Origin of the sequence: Micavibrio aeruginosavorus ARL-13, from assembly GCF_000226315.1 — a bacterium.
In the GTDB taxonomy this organism is placed as follows: Bacteria; Pseudomonadota; Alphaproteobacteria; order Micavibrionales; family Micavibrionaceae; genus Micavibrio; species Micavibrio aeruginosavorus_B.
Map to the genome: position 1 here is coordinate 2,274,380 of NC_016026.1, position 23,941 is coordinate 2,298,320.

A 23,941-nucleotide genomic window follows, 5' to 3' on the forward strand; every position below is an offset into this window, starting at 1 on the left:
AATTTGCTTTTTTGGTTCATATTATGTTGAAATGATGTAGAATATCCTTATATGAAGAACTGCTAATATTTTTTTGCCAAGGCTCATAATATCCTTGCTAAAAATGCTAACCGATTGATTTTGTACAGAAAGAACACATAGCATCATGCGTCGCCAAAAAAACCAGATTGCAAACATCCCCTTCTATCCTGAAGAGAAGCTTGCTTTGTTCATCGACGGGTCGAACCTGTACGCCGCCGCGCGCGCGCTGGAATTCGACATTGATTATCGCCTGCTCCTGAAATGGGCGGCGGATCAGGGCCGCTTGGTTCGGGCGCTGTATTACACCGCTCTGATCGAAGATCAGGAATATTCGCCGATCCGCCCGCTGGTCGATTGGCTGGATTATAACGGCTACACCATGGTGACCAAACCGACGAAGGAATTCGTTGATGCCCAGGGCCGCCGCAAGATCAAAGGCAATATGGATATCGAACTGGCCATCGACATGATGGAAATGGCCGACAATGTCGACCACATCATGCTGTTCTCCGGCGATGGTGATTTCCGCCGCCTGATCGAAGCCGTTCAGCGCAAGGGCGTGCGCGTCACCGTTGTCTCCTCAATCAAAACCAGCCCGCCAATGGTGGCTGATGAACTGCGCCGTCAGGCCGACCATTTCCTGGAACTGGAAATGCTGGCCAACGCCATCCAACGCGCCGGCGGCCCGCGCACTGCGGCCAACGCCCAACCCGCCACCGATGGCATGGATGACGAAGATGAAGACGACAATTTCGGCAACGCCCTGCCCCCGAGCATTCTGGGCGCCGAATAAGCGACAAACGAAACAACAAAAAACGGTCCCGAAAATCGATCGGGACCGTTTTTTTATTCTCTGAAAACCACCGCGCTTAGCGTTCGGCCAGTTTCTTTTCCAGCCAGTGAATATTGTATTCACCCGACGTGAATTCCGGCTGTTCGCTGATCCACAATTGCAGGGGCAATGTTGTCTTCACGCCCTCGACCACCGTTTCGGTGATGGCACGGCGCAGACGGCGGATGCATTCATCGCGGTTGCGGCCATGCACGATCAGCTTGCCCACCATGGAGTCATAGTACGGCGGAATGCGATAGCCGCCATAAATCGCGGAATCAAACCGCACACCCAAACCGCCCGGGGCGTGGAATTGCGTGATCGTGCCCGGGGACGGCATAAACGTGTCCGGATCTTCGGCATTGATACGGATTTCGATGGCATGACCACGCAAATGAATGCGGTCCTTGTTCACGCTCAACGGCTCGCCCGCGGCCACACGGATTTGTTCGGCGATCAAATCGATGCCCGTGATCATTTCCGTGACCGGGTGTTCCACCTGAATCCGGGTGTTCATTTCCATGAAGAAGAATTGCCCGTTTTCGTACAGGAATTCGATTGTGCCCGCGCCGCGATAGCCCATTTTGCGGATCACTTCGGCGGCCAGCGACCCGATCTGGTCACGCTCTTCCGCGCTCAAAACCGGGGACGGGGCTTCTTCAACCAATTTCTGGTGGCGACGCTGGGTGGAGCAATCGCGTTCACCCAAATGGATGGCGTTGCCATGCGTATCACCGAATACCTGGATTTCGATGTGACGCGGCTTCTCCAGATATTTTTCAACGTATACGGTGTCATCGCCAAAGTTTGCTTTGGCTTCGGACCGGGCCGTGGAATACGCTTCCTGAAACTCTTCGGGGCTGCGGACCACTTTCATACCCTTGCCGCCGCCGCCGGATGCGGCCTTGATCAGGACCGGGTAACCCGCTTCCTTGGCAAATGCCAAGCCTTCTTCAACCGATTCCAGCGCCCCTTCGGACCCCGGCACAACCGGCAAACCCAGCGCTTTCACCGTTTTCTTGGCCATCACCTTGTCGCCCATCGTGGCGATATGTTCCGGCTTCGGTCCGATGAACACGAAACCGTGTTCTTCGACCATGCGAGCGAATTGTTCGTTTTCCGACAGGAACCCGTAACCCGGGTGAATGGCCTCAGCCCCCGTTACGGTGGCCGCGGTCAAAATCGCCGGAATGTTCAGATAGCTTTCGCGTGAGGGTGCCGGGCCGATACAGACGCTTTCATCCGCCAGACGCACAGCCATGGCATTGGCATCAGCGGTCGAGTGAACAGCCACAGTTTGAATACCCATCTCGCGACAGGCGCGGATGATACGCAGGGCAATCTCGCCCCGGTTCGCAATCAGGATTTTCTTAAACATGATGTCCGCTTCTTATCGCTACTTACTCGATGACCATCAAAACGTCGCCGTATTCAACAGGCTGACCGTTTTCGATAGCGATTTGCGTCACAACGCCGCCTTTTTGGGCCTTGATCGGGTTCATCACCTTCATGGCTTCAATAATCAGCAGCGTATCACCCGCCTTCACCGTTGCGCCCTTCTGTACAAAGGACGGCGCACCCGGTTCAGCCTGCAGATAGGCGGTGCCCACCATCGGCGAAACAACAGCGCCCGGATGGTTGCCAGCAACCGTCGACGGCGCCGACAGGTTTGCGGCCTGCGGAATGGTCGGGTCGGACGCCATGCTGACCGGCATCGGTGCGCTGCCGCTGAACACGGCACCACCGCGTGCAACGCGGATGACCTGTTCGCCTTCGGCGACTTCGATCTCCGTCAGATGGGTTTCGTCCAGAAGTTCCGCCAGCTTGCGGATGGCTTTTTCGTCAATTTTCATGGGATATCAATACCCTGCCTTCATAAGGTTTAATCGTGCACTTGCTTACAGAAGGATGCGGGAAATGTCAAAGGGGAACCGCACCCTCCCCCCTGTCAATTTGACAATAAGTGTTCAATTCCAAGGAGATAGCCCTGCGGCCCCATCCCTTTGAACACGGCCGAAGCGACCGGCTCGACATAGGAAATGTGCCGAAACGGCTCCCGCGTGGATGGGTCGGACAGATGCACCTCCACCACCGGGACGTGCAAAATCTTCAGCGCGTCATGGATCGCCACAGACGTATGGGTATAGGCCGCCGCATTGATCACGACACCAACCAGATCCGGGTCATGCGCCACCTCCTGAATCCAGTCGACCAGAACACCTTCATGGTTGGATTGGCGGAAATCAATCTCATGCCCCGCCTTGGCGCCCGCCGCACGGCACAGCGCCTCGATATCGCCCAGCGTTGTCGTGCCGTAAATATCGGGTTCGCGCCGCCCCAGCATGTTCAGGTTCGGCCCGTTGAGGACCAGAATCTTTTTCATCTAGTGCGCATGCCCGGCGTGGTCGTCATGCCCGGCACCGTGATCGTGCCCATGGTCATGATCCGCCGGAACATCGCCCGCGGCCCGGACCAGAACGGTCGTTTCAACTTTGCCCGCTTTTTCAAACACCAGCGTCAGGGGGAAGGTCTGATCCTTCACCAACGGCTGGGGCAAATCCAACAGCATAATATGGTGACCGCCCGGCTTTAACGTCAGGCCGGCATCGGCACCAACATCAAAACCATCAGTTTTGCGCATCTTCATGACACCGTTGTCATCTTCGTGCGTATGCAGTTCGGCGCGCTTGGTCACCGGCGTTTCCGCACCAATCAAACGATCCGCCGCATCCGCCCCAACGGTCAAAAATACCGCCCCGGTTTTTGTGCCGGATACGGTGGCAAAACTATAGGCATCATGCACGATCACATCGGCATAAGCGGCAGAGGACAAAACGCTCAACATCAAGGCCATCAGGGCCGCAGAACGCATTTTCATGATTGATCCTTTATCGGGACGGGGTGGTACGAACATGGTTAAAGAACGCCAGAAAATCGGATGATTTGAACACGCCGTCCTTCGGCGGTGCAAAGACCAGATGATCATTAAAGACAAAAGACGGCAGGGCCGGTGGCTTTACCGCATCCATCAAGGCGCGTCCGGCATTCAACGCATCATCGACGCGCGGGTCATTCATATCGGCATTGAGCCGATCAAAATCGACCCCGGCATCCATCGCCAGTGTTTTGACGACATCATCGGTCAGCGCACCATCATAATTCATCAGCGCATCATGAAACGGGGCAAATTTATCCTGGAGCCCGGCAGCCAGGGCCAGACGGGCCAGACGCTGGTTATGTGGATCGGATAGCGGGACAGGCTGGACAATGACCTGAATATCCCCGGCGCCAGCCGCCTCATCCGCCAGCGCCTGGGTCAGGGCCTGATGCGCCTGCATGCAGGGGTCACAACTGCCATACCGGGTCAGGGCGACGATACGGATGACGGGGTCGCCCTGCTCCGCCGCGTGCATCACCTGACCGGCCACGGCCTGGGTAATATGGGATTGTGTTTTTTTCCATGACAATGTCCGCATCGTCATGGATGTCGCCAGAAAGACCAGCAGGATCGCAAAACCGCCCAACCCCCACACAAGGATACGTCGCATTATGGCCCCCATTGGTCTTTCAGCGTTTCCAGATCGTTAGTCTTTCTTCGCCAGCTTGGCGCGTTCTTCGGCAATGATTGATTGCATGCCTTCCAGACCCAGATAGCCACGCACCGGGGTTTCATTGATAATGAAGCCCGGCGTGCCGCTAATGCCCAGTTCGCGGGCCAGAGCGATGTTGGATTCGATCTGCTTGGCCACGTCGGCGCTTTCCGCATCTTTCTTCATCTGCTCAACATCCAGCCCCAGATCCTTGCCCATAGCTTGCACTTGCTCTTCGCGCAACTGACCGGACATTTTCATCAGCTTGGAATGCATTTCAAAGTATTTGCCCTGTTTCCCGGCAGCCAAAGCATATTTCGCGGCCATGTGCGACCCTTCGGACAAGATCGGGAAATCGATCATGACGAATTTCACATCCTTGTCCGATTCCAGGATTTGCGCCATGTCGTTAAAGGCGTGTTTGCAATACCCGCAATTATAATCATAAAACTCGGCGATCACGACCGTGCCCTTGGGATTGCCCGCCACGGGCTTGCCCGCATCGTTGAACAACGCGTCTTTCTTGGTCACAATCAATTCTTTCATCGCATCGACCTGCGCCTGTTCCTGATCGACTTGATGCTTGGCCACGGCTTCCATAATCACCTGCGGGTTTTCCATCAGGTAGTCATAGATAATGTCATTCAACGCAGCCTTTTGATCGGCGGTGAAGACGTCTTTCGTCGCGGCGTGCGGCACGAGGGCAAAGCCCGCAACCGATACGGCCAAAACGGAAACAGCAACAGCAGAGAGGCGCAGTTTGGAAGAGAGGGTCACGGGTATGTCCTTTCGCGTGAAACAAGTCGGGTTAAGTTTTAATCTTTATCGGCACTTTGTTCAACATGGCTCAGGATATCCTGCGCCCGAATCCATGGGGCGGAGCCTTTTTTCAAACCTTGTGCGGCCACTTCGGCCTGACGTTTTGCATAGTCGTTATTTCGTTGCAGCAGCGCTTCCTCGGCTAGATGCAGGCGCGCCATCGGGTCATTGCCCTGTTTGCCGTAAGCGGTGGCCAGCAGGCGATGCACGCGCGGTGAACGCGTTTCGGTCCGCAGGGCTTTTTGCAACTGGGTGATCGCCTCATCCAATGACGAATTCGACTCGATCAGCGCATGGGCGTAGGATACGCGCAATAACGGCGCATCCGCATCCAGAGTCACGGCCTTGCGATAGAAGGGCACGGCCTCTTTCACCTTGCCGAAATCGACCAGCATCTGGCCCTTCAGTTCGTTGAAATACGGGTTTTCCGGCTCATCCTTCAGCAACGCGTCCATTTGCCCCAGCGCGTCCGTGACGCGGTTCTGGCGATAGGCGGCGATGGCACGGGCATAACGCGCCGCCATTGATGTATCCCGGTCGGCATAAACCCACGGCACCTGCTCCGGCGTGATAAAGCCGACCAGCTTTGCAATCATGCGGGCATGCTCTTCGTTCCACGACGCGGGCACGGGCTTGGCATTATCAAAGCTGTTTCCCTGCAACACCGTTTCAACGGCCTGAATCCGGTCCCGGGTCAGCGGGTGGGTGCGGACATATTCGGATTGCTGGCTGGCGGGCAGCAATTCTTCATTTTCCATCTGTTTCATAAAACTGAGGAACCCGGCCCCGTTCAGGCCCGCCTTGGACATATAGGACAGGCCCGCCTGATCCGCGCTGGATTCCTGGACCCGGCTGAACGCCATAAAACGCCGTTCCGCCATCGACCGCGACCCCATCGACACCGCGCTGGCCGCTCCGCCATCGCCCGTGGCAATGGCCGCGCCAATCCCGATCAAAGCCCCCAGAATCGTTTCATAGGACGCTTCTTCCAGCGCCTGCCGCGTGCGGATCAAATGCCCGCCGCTGATATGGCCCAATTCGTGGGCGATGACGCCGATCAGCTCTTCCGGTGTTTTTGTGCGCTGAATCAAGCCGGTATAGATAAAAACATTCTGCCCGCCGGCGACAAAGGCATTCAGGCTGGAATCCTGAACCAGGATGAAATTGACCGATTTCGGGTCCAGCCCGGCGGCCCGCACCACAGGCTCGGACCACATTTCGATGGTTTTTTCGATTTCCGTATCACGGATGAGCGTCGGGCCGTTTTGCGCAAAGCCATCCCCGACCGTGCCCAGCAACAGCCCGGTTACCATCACAAAACCCAGAACAGGGCGCACCCCGCGACGACGGAACAATTTCATGAATCCCAGCATTTCTGATAAATATGGTGCAAAGATGACGCAATGACAGCCCGAACGGACCCATAACTTTAGTATGACCGCCCTCCTCTATCAATGGATTGATCTGATCTGGATCCCGATTGCCATGGTGGTGGTTCACCGCGGGCAGGTTTTAAAAAGCCTGGCCTTCATTCTGACCTGTATCCTGACCTTACGGACACAAATCGAGATTATGGAGTCCATCGGCAAGGGCGATGGCATTCTCCACTGGCTCGATATGGGTCTTTATGAACGCGGATTGATCATTTATGGCCTGTTAATAGGGGTTTTTCTTGTATTGGCGCACTTTTCCCCGCATACAAGGGGCGTAATCTTTCTGGCGGCGACCTTGTCCCTGTATGTACTGGGCCTATGTGTTTCGATGCTTGCGATGGTGTTTTGAGATGAGTGAGAAAAAAGGGTCAGGATCCGGGTCTGGAACGGGCAATTTGCGCGGCAACCAGCGCAACGTGAAGGTTAAGAACAAGAGCTTGAAACTCTCGTCCCGCCGCTGGCTGCAACGCCAGCTGAATGATCCTTACGTGCTGGAAGCGCAAAAGGCTGGCTTCCGTTCCCGCGCGGCCTTCAAGCTGATCGAGATGGATGAGCAGCTGCACCTGATCCGCCCGGGCATGAACATCATTGATCTGGGGGCCGCCCCGGGCGGCTGGTCCCAGGTGGCCGCGGCCAAGGGGGCACACGTTGTGGGCCTTGACCTGCTGCCCATCGACCCGCTGCCGGGCATCGCCTTTCTGCAGATGGATTTTATGAACGATGACGCACCCGAAGCGCTGATCACCACACTGGATGGTCCTGCCGATCTGGTCATGTCCGACATGGCGCCAAACACGACGGGCCACCAATCCACCGACCATATCCGCATCATGGGATTGGTCGAAGCCGCGTATGATTTCGCATTGGAAGTTTTGAGACCCGGCGGATCGTTCGTCGCCAAAGTGTTTCAAGGCGGCACGCAGGCCGAATTGCTGGCCCGCATGAAGCGCGATTTCAAATCCGTGAAACACATCAAACCCAAAGCCAGCCGCAAGGAATCGGCCGAACAATATGTCGTGGCCACCGGGTTCAAGGGCATCAGCGAATAACAAAAAACCCCGCCAAATGGCGGGGTTTTTAATTCACATGAAACAGATTAGCGGCGCAGGAAATCGAACAGGCCCGGCTTCTTGTTCTGGACGGACCCTTTCGGCATTTCATCAACAATTTTGCGCATCGTGTTCAATTCCGCCGATTGTTTGAACGCGCCGTGATATTTCGATCCTTGTTCGCTGGAGTCCATGGCCTCGGCCACAACGTGCAGCGGAACGCTTTCCACCGCATCACCGTTGCCGAAATGCTTTTCCATCTTTTCCAGTTTTTTGCTGAGGAAACGGTCCAGATCGTTCAGCGTTTTGCGCTCGCCATTTTGGGCACGCAGGCACGCATCAATCACTTTTTCCGTCAGCTCCATCACCTGATCCAGACCGCCGGCATGGCCGTCGATCAACAGGTCGGAATAGGTGGACAGGATATTCGTTTCACCCAAATTCGGGCACAGGGTCCGGATGTTGGCTTGCAGGGATTTATCCAGCGTCTTGCGCGCTTCGCGGTCCAGGCGCTGGCCGTCATAGGATTTGTGAAAGTCCCAGTCAAAAATGTTGATCATCACCGCTTCGGCGGCGGACATGTCCGGGGTCTGTGCCCCAGTTTCTTTATTTGCATCGTCGAATGACTTACGCATCGTTTTACCCTCTATCAGTGATCCAAAGTGGACACCCATAGAATACGCCTGTTGCAGTGCAGTGCGTACAAAAATCGCTGTTTTAAAGGGTGTTTTGACAAATTTGATGCAGAATTTCGCATCTGCACAATTTTGGGTAATTTTATTTCGCATTTTCCAGAACATTGGAAATAAACGAGTCATTCCCGGCCTATGCGGCTGGCCTATTCCACCCCCCTGCTCTATAAATGAGCGTCAAGATTCGCTCGCCCCCGCCCCAAGCATCCCACGGGCATCTCACGGGCATCCAACCGGAAAAGGATTTTGACCATGGCCACCCCATCCGTTCACACCCCCCAAAAAACAATGCGTGAAGGTTTGACGTTTGATGATGTCCTGCTGGTCCCCGGCGCATCGGACATTCACCCCGCCGATGCCGATACACGCACACGCCTGACCAAATCGATCACCTTAAACATTCCCGTCCTGTCCGCCGCGATGGACACCGTCACCGAAGCCGAGATGGCGATTGCATTGGCACAAGCGGGCGGGCTGGGCGTCATTCATCGCAACATGACACCGGAACAGCAAGCCGACATGGTCCGCCGCGTGAAACGGTTTGAATCCGGCATGGTCGATAACCCGATTACAATTGAACCGGATGCCACGTTGGAACAGGCGTTGCGCTTGATGCGGCATCATCGTATTTCCGGCATTCCCGTGACAGAATCCAGCGGCAAGCTGGTCGGCATCTTGACCAACCGCGATGTGCGCTTTGCCGAAAACGCGGCCCAGCCGGTGCGTGAATTGATGACCGCCGACCATCTGATCACCGTGCCCGCCGATGTCAGCCGCGATGAAGCCCGCCGCTTGCTGCACAAGCACCGTATTGAAAAATTACTGGTCATCGATGATGCCGGGCGATGCACCGGATTGATCACGGTGAAGGACATTGAAAAATCTGACCTGAACCCACAGGCCAGCAAGGACCGCGTGGGCCGTTTGCTGGTCGGCGCCGCCGTGGGTACGGGCGAAACCGGATTACACCGCGCCGTGATGATGGAGGATGCCGGGCTGGATGTTCTGGTCATCGACACCGCCCATGGCCATTCGAAAAATGTTCTCGACACCGTGCGCCGCGTGCGGGGCGCGGTGAAGGGCGATATGCAGATTATCGCCGGCAATATCGCCACGGGCGACGCCGCCCGCGCGTTGATTGATGCGGGCGTCGATGCCGTAAAGGTTGGCATTGGCCCCGGGTCCATTTGCACGACGCGGATTGTCGCCGGGGTCGGCGTGCCGCAACTGACCGCCATTATGGATGTGGCCGCGGCCTGTGCCCCGCACGGCATTCCCGTGATTGCCGATGGCGGTATTAAATTTTCCGGTGACATGGCCAAGGCCATTGCCGCCGGGGCCGATTGCGTCATGATGGGTGGCCTGTTCGCCGGAACCGACGAGGCACCGGGTGATGTCGTGCTGTATCAAGGGCGATCCTATAAATCCTATCGCGGCATGGGATCGGTCGGGGCGATGGTGCGTGGATCAGCCGATCGGTATTTCCAAGGGGCCGTGACACAGGAACAAAAACTGGTCCCCGAGGGGATTGAGGGCCGCGTGCCGTATAAAGGCCCCGTCGGCAACGTCCTGCACCAGATGGTCGGCGGATTGCGCGCCGCGATGGGATATACCGGATGCGAAACCATCGCCGCCATGCACGAACGTGCAGACTTTATGCGCATGACTGGCGCCGGATACCGCGAAAGCCATGTGCATGATGTGACCATCACACAGGAAGCGCCGAATTATCGGCAGAGTGAATAAAAGAAAAACCACAGATGGACACGGATCAACACGGATTTGATCTTCGTCATCCCGGCGCAGGCCGGGATCTTCCTGAGGTTAAGAAAATTTTTTGAACTGTGATGGCGGCAGAAGATACCGGCTTTCGCCGGTATGACGGATTTCATTTGTGTTGATCCGTGTCCATCTGTGGTTACAAAAAAACAGCGGGGCCAAAGGCACCCGCTGTTTTTCAAAATTTAAAAAATTACTGCGCCGGTTGCGCCGGGGCAGATTCCTGAATGGCTTCGCCAGCATCTTCGACTGCTTCGCCAATCGCATCACCGGCCTGTTCCATCGCGGCTTCCATTTTTTCGCCCGGTGTTTTGGGTTTCTGGGTTTCTTGATATCCAACATAACCGAGAACACCGACCAGAATGATGGTCACAATGATCAAAAGGGTTTTTGTATTCATGGTTTGGGTTTCCTTTGTTTTTGTGATTAAACTGATGGGCACTCTACACGCCTAAAGATCTAGTACAAATGGATAGAATGACAATTCGCGCCGCAACACACGATGATATTGACGTTTTGGCCCGCATTCTGGTCAGCGGTTTCCACGCCACCTATGAGGGCCTTGTGGACCCGGAATGGCTGGCGGCGAAGACCGAAGACGAATATCGCGGCAAATGGCGCGAATGGCTGGACAGTGACGGGTTTTATGCCCTGGTGTCCTGTCTGGACGACGGCACGCCCGTGGGCGTGGTTAGTTTTGGCAAATTGAAAACCCCGCCACCCGGCGTATCACTGATCCGTCCGCTCTATACCGCCGAAATCTATGCCATCTATATCTTGCCGGAATATTGGCGGCAGGGGCATGGTTTGAAATTGATGCAGGCCGCCACCGAATCGCTGTTGACCATGAAGCATAAATCCATGTGTTTATGGGCACTGGAGGCGAACAAGCGCGCCGGTGCATTTTACACAACACTGGGTGGACAGCGAATCGGTAAGCGCGATATTGAGGCCGGGGCCCGCAAAGCGCGCGAAGTCTGCTTCGGATGGCGTGACACCAAACCGATTCTGGCCCATGCCAAGCAATGAAAAAACAAGATTCTGCATAATCGGGCACCACATTGTGGCGGCTTTGTGTCAGCGGGGCCTGAATTGTGATTTTATCATGACATTCAATAACTAAGCCCATTTTTTCACTTTGTGTTCATCATCAAATCCTATATTGGAATCGCATACCGCACATTTGTTCCTGAGGAGGACACATATTATGAAGGCTCTGTTGAGTGTATTGACTGCTGCTGTTGTTCTGGCTGCCCCGGTTGCTGCGAAAGCGGACGACCATGCTGCTCCGGCCACTGAAATGAAGGCTGAAGTTGCTGCTGAAGAAGCGGCCCCGGCTGTTGCTGAAGAAGCAACCATCCTGACCTACACGCTGGCCGATGGCACGAGCGTTGTGGTTGAGGCTGACGCTGTATTCGTTCTGGACAAAGACGGCAACCGCACGGCTGCTCCGGATGGCGAACACAAAACCGTTGATGGCCAGACCCTGAACGTTAAAGAAGGCAAACTGGTGAAAGAAGAAGCTGCTGCTCCGGCAGAAGCTGCTCCGGCTGCTGACGCTGCTGCTCCGGCCGCTGCTGAATAATTTCGGCCCGGGCGCAGGCCCGACCGATGCAAAAACCCCGCCCAACGGCGGGGTTTTTCATTTTACGCCGAATTTCCTGTACTTTTCGCGTCCATCTGTGGCAAAAACCGCCCATCATGACACCGGGCGCACGGCTCAAGGCCGTTTTAGACATTCTGGACAAAATCGATCATAGCCGCATCCCCATGGATGGCACGGTGGGCGACTATATGCGCTTCCGCCGATATATCGGCTCCAAGGACCGGGCGGAGATTGTTGAGCGCCTGTACAACATGGTCCGCGCCAAGGCGCGCCTGAACTGGTGGATGGATCATCTGTCCGCGCCGGACACCAACCGGGCCCGCGCCATTTTGTGGATGATGCTGGGCGAAAACATGGATGGCCCGCGTCTGGAAAAAATGTTCAACGGCGGAAAATACGACCCCGAAGAACTGAATGACGACGAATTGAAATTAATCCGTGCCGCCACCGGACACACGATGAACCACCCGGACATGCCGGAGGCCATCCGCGTCGAATGCCCGCCCCAACACGAAGACGCCTTGCGCGCGTTGTGGGGTGCGGATTTCGCGGCCGAGATGGAAGCAATGCTGACATCGGCACCGCTCGACCTGCGCGTGAATCTGCTGGCCACCGACCGCGACGCGGTTCGCGCCTCGCTGGCGAAGGACGGGGTTGAGGTTGATGATGCGCCGTTATGCCCATGGACATTGCGCGCGCGGAACAAAGCATTCCTGTCGAAAACAAAAGCCTATACCAAGGGCCATGTCGAAATTCAGGACGAAGGATCGCAACTGATTGCGTATCTGTGCGACGCCAAACCGGGCGCGCAGGTTCTGGATTACTGTGCCGGTGCTGGCGGTAAGACGCTGGCTTTGATCAACGCCATGCAGGTCGAACGCCGCCCAAAGGGCCGCATCGTCGCCATGGATCTGGAAGAAGCCCGTTTGGAACGCGCCCGTCCGCGTTTCCGCCGCGCCCATGCCAGCGACATCATCGAGATCCGCCCGCTGTCGGATGAGCGTCACCGCAAATGGCTGCGCCGTCAGAAGGAAACATTCGATGTCGTTCTGACTGATGTACCGTGCAGTGGCACGGGCACATGGCGCCGCAACCCGGATACACGCTGGCGCGCCTTTGGCCCGTCGCTGGATGCACTGGTGCAGACACAGGCCGAAATTCTGGACAAGGTCGCAGGTGCCGTGAAGCCGGGCGGACGATTGGTGTATGCCACCTGCTCCATCCTGCCGCGTGAGAACGAGGACCAGATCGAGGCGTTTTTGGCCCGCCACCCGGACTTTGAAATCTGGCCGATTGCCGAAGCCTTGCCGGATATGGGCAGCAAGCTGGCCGCCAAACCGGGCGCACCGTTTATGCGCCTGTCCCCGCGCCGCCACAACACGGACGGGTTTTTCGCCGCAATCCTGCGCCGAAAGACAGCATAAACCACTGATTTCAAAAGAAAAACAACCTGATTATTGCAGAGTTTTCCATAAGAGCGTAAAAATGTGTGATATTTCGAACAACGTCGCAACAAAGAATGGCGTAGGAATTTCATCAATCATGGCAGCACAGTTGAAAAACCTGACGGGCAAGACCGTCACCCAGGCCGCACAAAGCCTGCGGGAAGAATCCGGCTATATGTGGATCGCGGAAGATCAGGGTCTTTTACTCTCACCCGATGAATCACACATCTTTCGTCTGTGCCATGTACCGGATGTCGCCATGGCCTTTGCGGAAGTCTGCCGCAACCACGACCATCACAACCCGCATTTGCCGCGCGTGTTCTGCCATATTAAATTGAGCGAGCGGTCTTATCTGACCATGATGGAGCCGCTGATCCCGTTCCACAAATTTGGCAAGGACGAATTATGCACGACCATGTTTGGCCAGGCCCGTGCCTTCGCCGCATTTTTGTCCGGTGATGAAATGCACAAGGCGCCGCATGAATGCATGCGCCACGACGCCAATTTGACCGAAGCCGCAAAAATGATCGTGCAGACCGCGCGTTACGCCAAAGATCACGCCAAACGCGTCGCCATCGACACCACACCACCCAGCGTTATGTTCCGCAAAACCGCCGAAGGCGGATGCCAACCGGTTTATGTGGCCCCGCTGGTTCTGGACGGTCACCACAGCATTGATCGCAAAACGCTGGAAAAGATCGAAGCCCGATTCTCGGATCACGAGTTGCATAATCCGACATCCCGCTTCTGGCCACAGGCCACACCCGCCCACTAACCACACACCGTCATCCCCGACCAGTGGAGAAGCGCCCCTTGGCGCTTCGAAACGCCGTGCGGGGATCCGGATTAAAAAGAGAGCACGCGAAAGCGTGCTCACGCATCATGCTGAATTCCCTTCCCGTCGCTCCAGAAAGCCTACGGCTTTCTTCGCTCCGCTGGGAATGACAAAACTTTAAAAAGCCTAACGCGCCAATTTCTGGAACAGATCTTTTTGTTGGCCCAAAACGGCCAAGCGATGTCCACCCGTGACGTTCACGCGGATGGAGTCTTCCGCACATTGCGCATTCGGCCCGATGGATTCAATTGCATCCGCCACGATATAAACCGCATCGCCAAACGGGGCGCGCATGGAAATGGTTTTCGCATCCATATGCGCCAGCGTATCCGTCGCGGGGCCGGCCACGGCGAAATGGGTATCACCGTTTTTCATGTGCAGAGAATGAATATCCGTGTTCTTCACCACGGTGATGGCGGCGATATCGGCCACATCAATGCGCACAGGGGTTTGATCGGCCCGTACAAAGGCCAGCACGAGTGTTTTAAGCGGGGTCATGTCCACAATCCTTATCACCACATCTCCCATCATGGGGCGCCGAACCTCTTTTCCGGGTTTTGGGCGTGTGGGTCTCTATTAACGGTTGTGGTTATAGAAAATAGGGGCGCGGATTGTCAAACAAATTACGCAGGTGCAGCAAAGCGGGGCAGGTCCGTCTTTTATGCTTCGATCCCGTTATAATGGGCCACCTGCCCCGCATCGCTCAACCGCGCCCATTCATGCTGGGCCAGATTGGCAAAGGGTGTCACCCGCACAACATGCACAGCCGTGCCCGCCTTGTTATAGGGCCGCGCGGCCACCACGGCGAACAGGGCATCGTTGCTGACATCCGGAGCTTCGGCCGCGGTCTGCGGTCCATCACATTGCACAATGCGCCCGATATTCGCCCATTGCGATTCCGCATACATCAGCGGCCCGATCATGGGCGCGGTGGTGTACAACACCGCCCGCCGCAAATTCCACGGTTCATCCATGCCGGATTTTTTCTGCGCCCGACAGGCAGTGTAAATCGCCTGAATTTCCGGGGTGAACAGGGGCGTCCCCTGCGCCGTCCGCGCATCAGCCCCGTCATAGGCCACACCATCCGGCATGACGACGCGCGCGGGAACGGGCAATTCTTCATCACCGCGCACACACGGAATCATGCGGTTTTCCAACGGTCCGGCCATATCGGCGTGATAGGGTTCATCATTAAACCCCGCCACGGTGCGTGTATCATCGTATGATGCACCATAGGCCAGAACAAAGGCCCCGGGTTCAATCACCCCGTCCGCGATCAACGCACGCGCGACGATTTCAATTTTGGAATAACAGGCTGGACAGCTTTCCCCGCTGGAGGCCAGCACGACAATCGCATGATCCCGACCGATCATTTGCAAGGCATCGCGCAACGCGCGCAGACATGCCGGCTGCAACACCTGATCCTCGGCATGCGCCCCGGCCAGTCCGGTTTCCAGCACCGCATTGCACACCGGACCCACCACGGGCACCAACGCACCCGTGTCACGATGATACACCGACAGCGACGCCCCGAACGGCCCGCCATGCCCCGCGCGCACATTGTGCACCGCCGCCGCATCACAGGCAGCAACCAGATCGGGAAGAAGATGGCTCACAAAGTCGGCATTGTAGTGTGTCATAAACCCCTTATAGCACAGGCAATATGCTTGGTTTCCAGCAAAATTTCGTCTATATGTTTTGCCATGCAAAATGACAGCGCCGCGGCCCAGACCGCCCATGAACCGATCCCCTCCGCAACCGGACATCACGACCGGATCTTGATTCTGGATTTCGGGTCCCAGGTCACACAATTGATCGCCCGCCGTTTGCGCGAAAACGGCGTGTATTGCGAAATCTGGCCGTTTAACGCGGCATCCGATGAACGAATTTACGACTTTGGCCCCAAGGGCATCATCCTGTCCGGTGGCCCGGCCAGTGTGACTGATGCCGGATCGCCCCGCGCCCCGGATTGCGTGTTCGCCATGGGCGTGCCCGTTTTCGGCATCTGCTATGGCCAGCAAACGATGGTGGAACAACTGGGCGGCAAGGTGGAAAGCCACCATGCCGAAACCGACGGAACGGACGGGGGCCGCGAATTTGGCCGCGCCCATATCGACATCGTCACCGCCTCCCCCATCACAGACGGCCTGTGGACCGTCAGCGCCAAAGAACAAGTGTGGATGAGCCACGGCGACCGCGTCACCAAACTGCCCGCCGGGTTTAGCGTGATCGGGCAATCGTCCGGCGCGCCCTATGCCTTCATTGCGAATGATGAACGCCGCTTCTATGGCGTGCAATTCCACCCGGAGGTGGTGCATACACCGCATGGCGGGCAATTGCTGAAAAACTTCACCCATAAAATCTGCGGCTGCTCCGGCGATTGGACCATGGAGTCCTTCCGCGATGAAATGATCGCGAAAATCCGTAAACAGGTGGGCAAGGAACGCGTGATCTGCGGCCTGTCCGGCGGCGTTGATTCATCCGTAACCGCCGTGCTGCTGCACGAAGCCATTGGCGATCAACTGACCTGTATCTATGTCGATACCGGCCTGATGCGCGCGAATGAAAGCCAGCAGGTCGTCAGCCTGTTCCGCGAACATTACAACATCCCGCTGATCCACGAAGATGCATCGGACTTATTCCTGACGCGTCTGGCGGGTGTATCCGACCCGGAAACCAAACGCAAAATCATCGGCGCCAGCTTTATCGAAGTGTTCGATAACTGCACCGCCCGCGTTGGCGATGCCGCATTTTTGGCCCAGGGCACATTGTACCCCGACGTCATTGAATCGGTCAGCTTCACCGGCGGCCCCAGCGTCACGATCAAATCGCACCACAATGTCGGCGGCCTGCCCGAGGGCATGAAATTCAAACTGGTCGAACCGCTGCGTGAATTGTTCAAGGACGAAGTGCGCGCGCTTGGCATTGCTCTGGGCATGCACCCGGACTTCGTCAAACGCCACCCCTTCCCCGGCCCCGGCCTGGCCATCCGCATTCCCGGCGAAATCACGCGCGAGAAACTGGATATATTGCGCAAAGCCGACACGATCTACCTCGAAGAAATCCGCAGCCACGGCCTGTATGACGCCATCTGGCAAGCCTTCGTCGTCCTGCTGCCCGTCCGCACCGTCGGCGTGATGGGCGATGGCCGCACCTATGACTACGCCTGCGCCCTGCGCGCCGTGACATCAACGGACGGCATGACCGCCGACTACTTCCCCTTCGACCACAGCTTCCTCGGCAAAGTCGCCACCCGGATTATCAACGAAGTGCCGGGGATTAACCGGGTGACGTATGATATTACCAGCAAGCCGCCGGGGACGATTGAGTGGGAGTGAGAGCAAATGCCTTTGTTCGAAACCTTAATAGCACCCCAGAACGTCATTGGTTTATGGACTGTCATAAGCGCCACTAACGCCGCGCTCATAACTTTATTAGGTATTTTTCTTAACAATCTCTACGAAAACAAAAGAAAAAGAGAAGATCGAAAACACAAGCTCATTCGTGATGCTTATATGGGAGGAATAGAATACCTCTCTTATTCTCAAAACAAGATAAACTCATTTTCGAAAAACGGCACTCTAGAAGTAGAGGATCACGATAGAGAATACAGCGAAAAATTTTACAAATTATTTGCAATTGCATCACCAGAAGTTATCGATATTTATTCCAAATTATCCGCGCAATATGGTGACTGCCTATTCACTTTAGGAAAGGATGCCCTCCTCCTACAGGAATGTAGCGGTAAGGTCGCGTTCCACAAACAAGGCATCGATATCGCCCTCGAAGGCATGAAAATTGCTACAGAAAACATGCATGAATACAACGCAAAAAAAGAGGACATTCCAGATCTCTGGGCCTTACACACCGAGCAATACAACAAATCCTGCCTAGACTTTGAAGCGCACTCAGAACAGCACGACAGTGCACACAAAGAAGAATTAATCTTAAGAATAAAGCTCTTGAAAAACTGCATGAAAGCCCTTTTAGACACCACAAAACCCACGTACGCAGCACTTGCAAGCATGAGAGAAGAACTAGATAGAAATTTGTCTCAAAAGGATTTCAAAAAAATTCAAAAAAGCATCGATTTCATGCAAGAAAAAATCGAACGCGCAAGCAACGCCTTCATAAAAGAAATCGAAGATAAAATTGCAATCATGGAACAAGCAGTATAAAAAACCACAGCAAAGGACAACAAAATGACCAGCAAATTCAACTTCATTAAAAACAGCCTGATGGGTTCCAGCACGATGCCGGGGTCGGCGTTTTCGGGGATGGCCGGGTTGAGTGTGGGGAGCCACCATCATCATGGACATCACCACCACCATCACGCTGATGGATCGTGCTGTGACCATGATCACAGCCATGACCATGATCACGGCGATTGCGGGCATGACCATGTGCATGATGAATCATGTGGACATGGCAAGGCCGGGAAATAGGCCCGAAACATTACCCATTACGGGATTGGACGCAGGGGGACGCATTGGCATCCCCCTGTTTTTATTTGCGAAACCACCCCTTATTTTCGCCATAAACGGGCCTCACCCTGAAAGAAGGAGGGCCGGAACGGGCCCGGAATCAGGTTTTGAGGAGAAGCGTGATATGACCGCATACATAAAAACAATGGATCTGCGTTCCGTTTTGAAACACGGGTTGGTTGCCTTTATGGCGGCTGGGCTGGTTATGGGGGCGTTTGTATCCGTCGCCATGGCCGACAAAGGTGGCAAAGGCAACGGCAAGCCGGAGCATGTGCAGGGCCAGCATGATGATCGCGGCGATGACCGGGGGCATGAAGGCCGCCATGGCGACGATGATCTGGTCAGTATTTTGATTGGGGATCAGGACCGCCGTGTGTTGAACGATTATTTGAATCGTAATTACCGCAAGGATTGCCCACCGGGATTGGCGAAGAAGAATAACGGATGCCTGCCACCCGGTATTGCGAAGAAATATCGCGTTGGGTACCCGTTGCCGGATGATGTGCGGTTTATGCCCCTGCCGCGTGATTTGCGCGACCTGTTGTCCCCGGCCCCGCGCGGATATCAATATGTTCAAGTGGACAAGGATATCTTGCTGATTAGCGAAGCCAGCAAAAAGGTGATTGATGCGGTGACGTTGTTGTCCGCTGTTGGGAACTGATCCAACACACCCCACAAAAACAAACCGCCGCACCCAACGGGTCGGCGGTTTTTTGTTGGCGTTTTTCACCTGTCATCCCCGTGAAAACGGGGATCCATAGGGCATAGATGCAGCATCGTATGGATTCCCGCCTGCGCGGGAATGACAAGAAGATGAGTGTTAAGCCGTCGGCTTCGCCCGCTGGCTTTCGGATTTGAGCTGGCCGCAGGCGGCCAGAATATCCTGACCACGGGTTTTACGGATCGGGGCGTCATAGCCTTCGCCGTTCAGAATGCGGGCAAAGGCGTGGATGCGGTTGCCGCTGGAGCATTCATACGGGCTGTTCGGCCACGGATTGAACGGGATCAAATTGACCTTGCACGGGATACCGCGCAGCAGTTGCGCCAGTTCGCGGGCCTGATCATCGGAATCATTCACGTCTTTCAACATCACATATTCAAACGTGATGCGGCGATTATCGCTGAGGCCCGGATAGTTGCGGCAGGCATCCAGCAATTCGGCCAGCGGGTATTTGTTGTTGATCGGCATAATCTCGCTGCGCACCGCATCGTTCGGCGCGTGCAGGGAAATGGCCAGATTGACGTTGAGTTCTTCGCCACATTGAACAATCTGCGGCACAACGCCGGATGTGGACAGGGTAATGCGGCGTTTGGAAATTCCGAGACCGTCTTCGTCCATGCAAATCTGCATCGCCTTGGCCACGTTGGCGTAGTTATAGAGCGGTTCACCCATACCCATCAAAACGATGTTGGTCAGGTCGCGGCCCTGGTTCGCATCTTTCTTTTCACCCGCAACCGGCCATTCGCCCAGAACGTCGCGGGCATACATAATCTGTTGCAGGATTTCATGGGGCCCGAGATTGCGGACCAGCGGCTGCGTGCCCGTGTGGCAGAAGCGGCAGGTCAGCGTGCAGCCCACTTGCGATGATACGCACAGCGTTCCGCGATCGGCCTCCGGGATAAAGACCATTTCAATTTGTTGACCATCCGCCATGACCAGCAGCCATTTCATCGTGCCGTCGGTGGATTTTTGTTCCGTCATCACGCCCGGGCGTTCAATGGAGAATTTTTCGATGAGCGTATCGCGCAAATCGCGCGGCAGGTTGGTCATCGCTTCAAAATCGGTCACACCCCGGTGGTAAACCCAGTGCCAAACCTGTTTCGCGCGGAATTTGGGCAGGCCGTGTTCCTCCAGCGCCGCGATCATTTCGGGCAGGGTGAGACCGATCAGGGCAATGCGGCCGGCCGCGTCGGTACGCGGGGCGGCAAATTTCGTGGCATGGGATGTAACGCTCATGCGCGCATACATACAGGAGGGGGGCCGGAAAAGTCAAAGAAAAGCGGAAAAACGTGCGTTTTCAGGGGGCCATGCCCCCCTATTCCCCCGTATGGGGGGTTTGGCGAATCCCCTTGCCGATCCCCATGGAAACCCCATATCATTACTGGGATGGCCGCGATTGATCCGCCAAGTTTGAGTAAGTCGGATCTGGCAAATCAAAAATCGGACCATCCCATCTTATTCATTCAAAGGGGAACGGACACCATGTTTGCGAAAATCAAAGAATTGCTGGGCGGTAGCAAAAGCGAATCCGCACAAAAATCCGGGTGCTGCGGCGCCCACGCCAAGCGCGTTGAAGAAGGCCAATCCTGTTGTGGGGCCAGCAAGGCCGAAGCAGCCGAGAAACCGCAAGGCGGCGGGTGCTGTGGCGGTCATGGCCATCACCACGGGCATCATCATCAGCACTAATCGAGGCTGATGTTTATAAAGACAGGAACCCGCAAGAGCCAATACGGCCCGGGTTCCATGCCAGGAAGGCGGTCCAGATGAGTGACCGCCTTTCTTGTTTTCCGGTTTATTTTCAAATGGTTTCGCCCATCGCACCGCCCCATGCGGCGCTGTGCAATTTGCGACAGATCGCCTTTTATTCAAATCCCCATCAAATTTACGACAACACGTTGATTTAATTAAAAAAATCGTAAGCCAAAGCGCGTAGTATAAAGCTGGGACTATTTGTGAAATTAAATTTTAAACCGAAACAGTTTTATTTGGAGGTTTCCACCATGTCGACCCAGGATTTTCTGGCCACATGTCTGGACAGTGTGCGATCCAAATCTTTCTATCCTGCGTACCAGAAAGCGTTTCGCATTATTCAGGCTGATACCAATGCCTTGAAGGAAATTGTGTTCCGACTTCGATATGAAATTTATTGTGTCGATAACGATATGGAACAAACAAGCGGTGCATCGACCAGCGCGATGGAGAAAGACGCGTTCGACGATAATTCACTGCACTATCTGCTCTATCACAAAATGACGGACGAACCGGTGGGCACGGTGCGTGTGGTCATGCCGCGCACAGATCGGCCGTTGAGCAGTTTTCCGCTGCAATTCGTTTGCGACCACCCCTTGTTACACATGCCGGACCGGGTCCATCGCTTTTGCGAAGTGTCCCGCCTGTGCATGACGCGGGATTTCCGCCGCCGTCCGGGCGATGGCCGCGTGTTGCCCAGCTATAACGAACAGGACCAGGCCGTGCGCATGAACGCCGATGGCACAACGGTGTTTATCCGTCGGGTTATCCCGTTCGCGCCGCTGGGCCTTCTGCGCGCCGCGTTTGAAGGGGCGTTGGATAACGGCCTGACCGATTGCGTCTGCGTGATGGACCCGGACCAGCTCTATGCCCTGCAACGCATCGGCCTGTCCTACCGCGTTCTGGGCCCGCGTCTGGATATTGGCGGGCAACAGCAGCCGATCATCTTCAACATCAAACATGCGCTGGACAATATGATCCTGCAAAACCCGCCCTGCTGGGAAATCGTGTCCGACCGGGGCCGCCTGCATATCAAGGCAAACGAGCTGGATCAAAACCAGTGGCAGGACCAGATTTTCGACCAGCAATGCATGGATATGATTTTTGAACGGCTGACCACACCGCCGCCCCGCGTGTAAAAAACCCACGCGCGGATGGCCGTCCATTCCTTAGATTTTTGCCTAAACTTTGACCCTAACTTCGCCGCCATCGGTCCTTGTGACCGGGCGGTTTTTCTTTTTTGGAAACCACGGACTAACATGGATTTTTATTTCGTCATTCCGGCGAAAGCCGGAATCCAGACGATTCACCCACCGGATACCGACTTTCGTCGGTATCCGGTGGGTGGGGGTTGCGCCCCCATCTGTGGCCCCATCCCCTTCATTTCCCTAATGAATCAATAAGCTTTTTATGCTCAAATACCCCTATGATTCGTTATGTTTCCACCCGGGGTCCGGGCACACCGCAATCCTTTACCGATGTCATGCTGGCCGGGCTGGCGCCCGATTCGGGGCTGTATATCCCCGACATGTGGCCGGAGATTGACCGCGACCTGCTCTCACATCTGGCGGGCACGCCCTATACCAACGTGGCCATGGAAATCATGACGCCGTTTATCGGCAAGGCCGTGCCGCCGGACGTTCTGTTCAAAATTCTGCAGGACACGTATGAAGGTGGGTCGTTTGACCATGCCTGCGTGGCCCCGCTGGTTCAGGTTGGGCCATCCGCATGGATCATGGAATTGTTCCACGGCCCGACATTGTCATTCAAGGATTACGCCCTGCAATTTATTGGCCGGCTGTTCGATTATTTATTGGAACAGAAAGGCCAGCGCCTGACCATCGTCGGCGCCACATCGGGCGATACCGGATCGGCGGCGATTGAAGCCTGCCGCAATTGCAAGAATATCGACATCTTCATCCTGCACCCCAAGGGACGCACATCGGAAATCCAACGCCGTCAAATGACGACAGTGGAGGCACCGAATGTATTTAACATTGCCGTAGAGGGCACATTTGATGATTGCCAGACATTGGTGAAAACCATGCTGGGCGATGCGAAAATGCGCGGGGATTTAAATTTGTCCGCCATCAACTCCATCAACTGGGCCCGTATTATGGCGCAGATCGTGTATTACGCGACCGCCGCGCTGGCGTTGGGCGCGCCCCATCGCCCGGTATCCTTCGCCGTGCCCACGGGCAATTTCGGCAATGTCTATGCCGGATGGTGCGCGCGCCGCATCGGCTTGCCCATCGATCAATTGATCGTGGCCACGAACAAGAACGATATCCTGACCCGGTTCTTTGAAACGGGTGACATGCGGATGGAACGGGTCATGCCAACCCTGTCCCCCAGCATGGATATTCAGATTTCCAGTAACTTTGAACGCTACCTGTGCGACTTAATGGGCCGGGATTATGATGGCCTCAAGAAACTGATGCATGCGTTCAAGGTGCAGAAGGCCTTTATTATGAACCCGGATTCGATGCAGAAGGCCAAGCGCGAATTCACCGCGCAACGCTGTGATGATGAAACCACGTTACAAACCATGCGCGAATGTTATTTGCAATCGGGCATCATGATCGACCCGCACACGGCTGTTGGCCTGTATGGTGCGATGACGAAGCGGGATGATCCGTCCGTTCCGGTCGTAGCGCTGGCCTGTGCCCACCCGGCCAAATTCCCCGATGCCGTGGAAAAAGCCATTGGCATCCGCCCGCCCATGCCCGCTGTTCTGGATGGCCTGCTGGGCAAGGCAGAACATTACATCGTCCTGCCCAACGATTTGGGTAAGGTGCAGGGCTATATCCGTAACGAAGCCAAAGCGATTCGCCGCTAACCCCTTATTCGCGCTGACCCTTGCCGCAACCCCAGGATTGATCTATC

General features: G+C 55.5%; 28 protein-coding genes. 16 read left to right on the forward strand and 12 right to left on the reverse strand.

All coding sequences use genetic code 11. The features are described 5' to 3' along the window. The first annotated feature begins 145 nt into the window (after positions 1–145). Positions 146–814: a LabA-like NYN domain-containing protein gene (locus tag MICA_RS10770; protein ID WP_014103788.1), complete on the forward strand. Its 669-nt coding sequence runs from the start codon at positions 146–148 to the stop codon at positions 812–814. Positions 815–890: 76 nt separating this feature from the next. On the opposite strand, the gene accC is transcribed toward MICA_RS10770, so the two are convergent. The 7 genes from accC to MICA_RS10805 all read right to left on the reverse strand — a co-directional run bounded on the left by accC (position 891) and on the right by MICA_RS10805 (position 6,623). Then, entirely contained in the window at positions 891–2,231 is a 1,341-nt protein-coding gene (gene accC / locus MICA_RS10775) for an acetyl-CoA carboxylase biotin carboxylase subunit (protein WP_014103789.1), read from the reverse strand. A 22-nt stretch (positions 2,232–2,253) separates the two neighbouring features. Further along, on the reverse strand, positions 2,254–2,706 hold the full coding sequence (gene accB / locus MICA_RS10780) for an acetyl-CoA carboxylase biotin carboxyl carrier protein (RefSeq protein ID WP_014103790.1): 453 nt from the start codon (positions 2,704–2,706) through the stop codon (positions 2,254–2,256). A 95-nt stretch (positions 2,707–2,801) separates the two neighbouring features. After that, positions 2,802–3,236, reverse strand: a complete 435-nt coding sequence (aroQ, locus tag MICA_RS10785; RefSeq protein ID WP_014103791.1) for a type II 3-dehydroquinate dehydratase — start codon at positions 3,234–3,236, stop codon at positions 2,802–2,804. Next, complete coding sequence (locus MICA_RS10790) at positions 3,237–3,731, reverse strand: copper chaperone PCu(A)C (protein WP_014103792.1); 495 nt, start codon at positions 3,729–3,731, stop codon at positions 3,237–3,239. A gap of 10 nt (positions 3,732–3,741) precedes the next feature. Further along, positions 3,742–4,401 (reverse strand): DsbA family protein, encoded by a 660-nt coding sequence (locus tag MICA_RS10795; RefSeq protein WP_236619903.1) that lies wholly within the window; start codon positions 4,399–4,401, stop codon positions 3,742–3,744. Between the two features lie 36 nt (positions 4,402–4,437). Next, positions 4,438–5,220 (reverse strand): DsbA family protein, encoded by a 783-nt coding sequence (locus MICA_RS10800; RefSeq protein ID WP_014103794.1) that lies wholly within the window; start codon positions 5,218–5,220, stop codon positions 4,438–4,440. A 38-nt stretch (positions 5,221–5,258) separates the two neighbouring features. Continuing rightward, complete coding sequence (locus tag MICA_RS10805; protein WP_041794607.1) at positions 5,259–6,623, reverse strand: M48 family metalloprotease; 1,365 nt, start codon at positions 6,621–6,623, stop codon at positions 5,259–5,261. Positions 6,624–6,696: 73 nt separating this feature from the next. On the opposite strand from MICA_RS10805, the gene MICA_RS10810 reads away from it, so the two are divergent. Both MICA_RS10810 and MICA_RS10815 read left to right on the forward strand, forming a co-directional pair. Further along, positions 6,697–7,044 carry a hypothetical protein gene (locus tag MICA_RS10810; protein ID WP_014103796.1) on the forward strand — a complete coding sequence of 116 codons (348 nt, stop codon included), beginning with the start codon at positions 6,697–6,699 and terminating at the stop codon, positions 7,042–7,044. 1 nt (position 7,045) lies between these two features. Further along, entirely contained in the window at positions 7,046–7,744 is a 699-nt protein-coding gene (locus tag MICA_RS10815) for an RlmE family RNA methyltransferase (protein ID WP_041794077.1), read from the forward strand. Between the two features lie 47 nt (positions 7,745–7,791). Here MICA_RS10815 and MICA_RS10820 read toward each other — a convergent pair whose 3' ends face one another. Then, positions 7,792–8,379: a hypothetical protein gene (locus tag MICA_RS10820; protein ID WP_041794608.1), complete on the reverse strand. Its 588-nt coding sequence runs from the start codon at positions 8,377–8,379 to the stop codon at positions 7,792–7,794. Positions 8,380–8,688: 309 nt separating this feature from the next. Between MICA_RS10820 and guaB the strand changes: the two genes are divergently transcribed. Next, positions 8,689–10,182, forward strand: coding sequence for an IMP dehydrogenase (guaB, locus tag MICA_RS10825; RefSeq protein WP_187287633.1), 1,494 nt, complete (start codon positions 8,689–8,691; stop codon positions 10,180–10,182). 226 nt (positions 10,183–10,408) lie between these two features. Here the strand turns inward: guaB and MICA_RS10830 are convergent, their stop codons facing one another. Further along, on the reverse strand, positions 10,409–10,615 hold the full coding sequence (locus MICA_RS10830) for a hypothetical protein (protein ID WP_049782148.1): 207 nt from the start codon (positions 10,613–10,615) through the stop codon (positions 10,409–10,411). Between the two features lie 68 nt (positions 10,616–10,683). On the opposite strand from MICA_RS10830, the gene MICA_RS10835 reads away from it, so the two are divergent. From MICA_RS10835 to MICA_RS10850, 4 genes are all read left to right on the forward strand, one after another. Then, on the forward strand, positions 10,684–11,244 hold the full coding sequence (locus MICA_RS10835) for a GNAT family N-acetyltransferase (protein ID WP_236619904.1): 561 nt from the start codon (positions 10,684–10,686) through the stop codon (positions 11,242–11,244). A 178-nt stretch (positions 11,245–11,422) separates the two neighbouring features. After that, positions 11,423–11,800 carry a hypothetical protein gene (locus MICA_RS10840; protein WP_014103803.1) on the forward strand — a complete coding sequence of 126 codons (378 nt, stop codon included), beginning with the start codon at positions 11,423–11,425 and terminating at the stop codon, positions 11,798–11,800. 116 nt (positions 11,801–11,916) lie between these two features. Then, entirely contained in the window at positions 11,917–13,245 is a 1,329-nt protein-coding gene (locus MICA_RS10845) for an RsmB/NOP family class I SAM-dependent RNA methyltransferase (protein ID WP_041794610.1), read from the forward strand. A gap of 118 nt (positions 13,246–13,363) precedes the next feature. Further along, positions 13,364–14,041, forward strand: a complete 678-nt coding sequence (locus tag MICA_RS10850; RefSeq protein ID WP_014103805.1) for a hypothetical protein — start codon at positions 13,364–13,366, stop codon at positions 14,039–14,041. 186 nt (positions 14,042–14,227) lie between these two features. Here MICA_RS10850 and MICA_RS10855 read toward each other — a convergent pair whose 3' ends face one another. Both MICA_RS10855 and MICA_RS10860 read right to left on the reverse strand, forming a co-directional pair. Then, positions 14,228–14,599: a hypothetical protein gene (locus MICA_RS10855; protein WP_014103806.1), complete on the reverse strand. Its 372-nt coding sequence runs from the start codon at positions 14,597–14,599 to the stop codon at positions 14,228–14,230. Positions 14,600–14,760: 161 nt separating this feature from the next. Then, a complete protein-coding gene (locus tag MICA_RS10860) occupies positions 14,761–15,741 on the reverse strand; it encodes a hypothetical protein (protein WP_014103807.1) in 981 nt (326 codons plus the stop codon). 63 nt (positions 15,742–15,804) lie between these two features. Here MICA_RS10860 and guaA point away from each other — a divergent pair, with 63 nt between their 5' ends. The 4 genes from guaA (at position 15,805) to MICA_RS10880 (ending at position 19,246) form a co-directional block, all read left to right on the forward strand. Next, on the forward strand, positions 15,805–17,439 hold the full coding sequence (gene guaA / locus MICA_RS10865) for a glutamine-hydrolyzing GMP synthase (RefSeq protein ID WP_014103808.1): 1,635 nt from the start codon (positions 15,805–15,807) through the stop codon (positions 17,437–17,439). A gap of 6 nt (positions 17,440–17,445) precedes the next feature. Further along, a complete protein-coding gene (locus MICA_RS10870) occupies positions 17,446–18,279 on the forward strand; it encodes a hypothetical protein (protein ID WP_041794082.1) in 834 nt (277 codons plus the stop codon). Between the two features lie 24 nt (positions 18,280–18,303). Then, the gene (locus tag MICA_RS12265) at positions 18,304–18,546 is read left to right on the forward strand and encodes a hypothetical protein (protein ID WP_041794085.1); all 243 of its coding nucleotides are present in this window, start codon (positions 18,304–18,306) and stop codon (positions 18,544–18,546) included. A gap of 163 nt (positions 18,547–18,709) precedes the next feature. Further along, entirely contained in the window at positions 18,710–19,246 is a 537-nt protein-coding gene (locus MICA_RS10880) for a hypothetical protein (protein WP_049782149.1), read from the forward strand. Between the two features lie 159 nt (positions 19,247–19,405). Here MICA_RS10880 and rlmN read toward each other — a convergent pair whose 3' ends face one another. Continuing rightward, positions 19,406–20,542: a 23S rRNA (adenine(2503)-C(2))-methyltransferase RlmN gene (gene rlmN / locus MICA_RS10885; RefSeq protein WP_014103811.1), complete on the reverse strand. Its 1,137-nt coding sequence runs from the start codon at positions 20,540–20,542 to the stop codon at positions 19,406–19,408. A 246-nt stretch (positions 20,543–20,788) separates the two neighbouring features. Here rlmN and MICA_RS10890 point away from each other — a divergent pair, with 246 nt between their 5' ends. The 4 genes from MICA_RS10890 (at position 20,789) to thrC (ending at position 23,894) form a co-directional block, all read left to right on the forward strand. After that, on the forward strand, positions 20,789–20,992 hold the full coding sequence (locus MICA_RS10890) for a hypothetical protein (RefSeq protein ID WP_014103812.1): 204 nt from the start codon (positions 20,789–20,791) through the stop codon (positions 20,990–20,992). Positions 20,993–21,069: 77 nt separating this feature from the next. Next, entirely contained in the window at positions 21,070–21,210 is a 141-nt protein-coding gene (locus tag MICA_RS12270; RefSeq protein WP_014103813.1) for a hypothetical protein, read from the forward strand. A 96-nt stretch (positions 21,211–21,306) separates the two neighbouring features. Continuing rightward, positions 21,307–22,194 (forward strand): PEP-CTERM/exosortase system-associated acyltransferase, encoded by an 888-nt coding sequence (locus tag MICA_RS10895; protein WP_235067773.1) that lies wholly within the window; start codon positions 21,307–21,309, stop codon positions 22,192–22,194. Between the two features lie 287 nt (positions 22,195–22,481). Then, positions 22,482–23,894 (forward strand): threonine synthase, encoded by a 1,413-nt coding sequence (thrC, locus tag MICA_RS10900; protein WP_014103816.1) that lies wholly within the window; start codon positions 22,482–22,484, stop codon positions 23,892–23,894. Positions 23,895–23,941: the final 47 nt, after the last annotated feature.

Excerpts from the sequence above, each read along its gene's own strand:
- MICA_RS10770 (WP_014103788.1), top strand. The coding sequence starts at position 146 with ATGCGTCGCCAAAAAAACCAGATTGCAAACATCCCCTTCTATCCTGAA.
- thrC (WP_014103816.1), top strand. The coding sequence starts at position 22,482 with ATGATTCGTTATGTTTCCACCCGGGGTCCGGGCACACCGCAATCCTTT.
- MICA_RS10845 (WP_041794610.1), top strand. The coding sequence starts at position 11,917 with ATGACACCGGGCGCACGGCTCAAGGCCGTTTTAGACATTCTGGACAAA.
- MICA_RS10850 (WP_014103805.1), top strand. The coding sequence starts at position 13,364 with ATGGCAGCACAGTTGAAAAACCTGACGGGCAAGACCGTCACCCAGGCC.
- MICA_RS10860 (WP_014103807.1), bottom strand. The coding sequence starts at position 15,741 with ATGACACACTACAATGCCGACTTTGTGAGCCATCTTCTTCCCGATCTG.
- MICA_RS10890 (WP_014103812.1), top strand. The coding sequence starts at position 20,789 with ATGTTTGCGAAAATCAAAGAATTGCTGGGCGGTAGCAAAAGCGAATCC.
- MICA_RS10790 (WP_014103792.1), bottom strand. The coding sequence starts at position 3,731 with ATGAAAATGCGTTCTGCGGCCCTGATGGCCTTGATGTTGAGCGTTTTG.
- MICA_RS10880 (WP_049782149.1), top strand. The coding sequence starts at position 18,710 with ATGACCGCATACATAAAAACAATGGATCTGCGTTCCGTTTTGAAACAC.
- MICA_RS10820 (WP_041794608.1), bottom strand. The coding sequence starts at position 8,379 with ATGCGTAAGTCATTCGACGATGCAAATAAAGAAACTGGGGCACAGACC.
- MICA_RS10815 (WP_041794077.1), top strand. The coding sequence starts at position 7,046 with ATGAGTGAGAAAAAAGGGTCAGGATCCGGGTCTGGAACGGGCAATTTG.
- MICA_RS12265 (WP_041794085.1), top strand. The coding sequence starts at position 18,304 with ATGACCAGCAAATTCAACTTCATTAAAAACAGCCTGATGGGTTCCAGC.
- MICA_RS10855 (WP_014103806.1), bottom strand. The coding sequence starts at position 14,599 with ATGACCCCGCTTAAAACACTCGTGCTGGCCTTTGTACGGGCCGATCAA.
- MICA_RS10810 (WP_014103796.1), top strand. The coding sequence starts at position 6,697 with ATGACCGCCCTCCTCTATCAATGGATTGATCTGATCTGGATCCCGATT.
- guaB (WP_187287633.1), top strand. The coding sequence starts at position 8,689 with ATGGCCACCCCATCCGTTCACACCCCCCAAAAAACAATGCGTGAAGGT.
- MICA_RS10840 (WP_014103803.1), top strand. The coding sequence starts at position 11,423 with ATGAAGGCTCTGTTGAGTGTATTGACTGCTGCTGTTGTTCTGGCTGCC.
- MICA_RS10870 (WP_041794082.1), top strand. The coding sequence starts at position 17,446 with ATGCCTTTGTTCGAAACCTTAATAGCACCCCAGAACGTCATTGGTTTA.
- MICA_RS10835 (WP_236619904.1), top strand. The coding sequence starts at position 10,684 with ATGGATAGAATGACAATTCGCGCCGCAACACACGATGATATTGACGTT.
- accB (WP_014103790.1), bottom strand. The coding sequence starts at position 2,706 with ATGAAAATTGACGAAAAAGCCATCCGCAAGCTGGCGGAACTTCTGGAC.
- MICA_RS10895 (WP_235067773.1), top strand. The coding sequence starts at position 21,307 with ATGTCGACCCAGGATTTTCTGGCCACATGTCTGGACAGTGTGCGATCC.
- MICA_RS10830 (WP_049782148.1), bottom strand. The coding sequence starts at position 10,615 with ATGAATACAAAAACCCTTTTGATCATTGTGACCATCATTCTGGTCGGT.
- accC (WP_014103789.1), bottom strand. The coding sequence starts at position 2,231 with ATGTTTAAGAAAATCCTGATTGCGAACCGGGGCGAGATTGCCCTGCGT.
- aroQ (WP_014103791.1), bottom strand. The coding sequence starts at position 3,236 with ATGAAAAAGATTCTGGTCCTCAACGGGCCGAACCTGAACATGCTGGGG.
- MICA_RS10805 (WP_041794607.1), bottom strand. The coding sequence starts at position 6,623 with ATGAAATTGTTCCGTCGTCGCGGGGTGCGCCCTGTTCTGGGTTTTGTG.
- MICA_RS12270 (WP_014103813.1), top strand. The coding sequence starts at position 21,070 with ATGAGTGACCGCCTTTCTTGTTTTCCGGTTTATTTTCAAATGGTTTCG.
- rlmN (WP_014103811.1), bottom strand. The coding sequence starts at position 20,542 with ATGAGCGTTACATCCCATGCCACGAAATTTGCCGCCCCGCGTACCGAC.
- guaA (WP_014103808.1), top strand. The coding sequence starts at position 15,805 with ATGCAAAATGACAGCGCCGCGGCCCAGACCGCCCATGAACCGATCCCC.
- MICA_RS10795 (WP_236619903.1), bottom strand. The coding sequence starts at position 4,401 with ATGCGACGTATCCTTGTGTGGGGGTTGGGCGGTTTTGCGATCCTGCTG.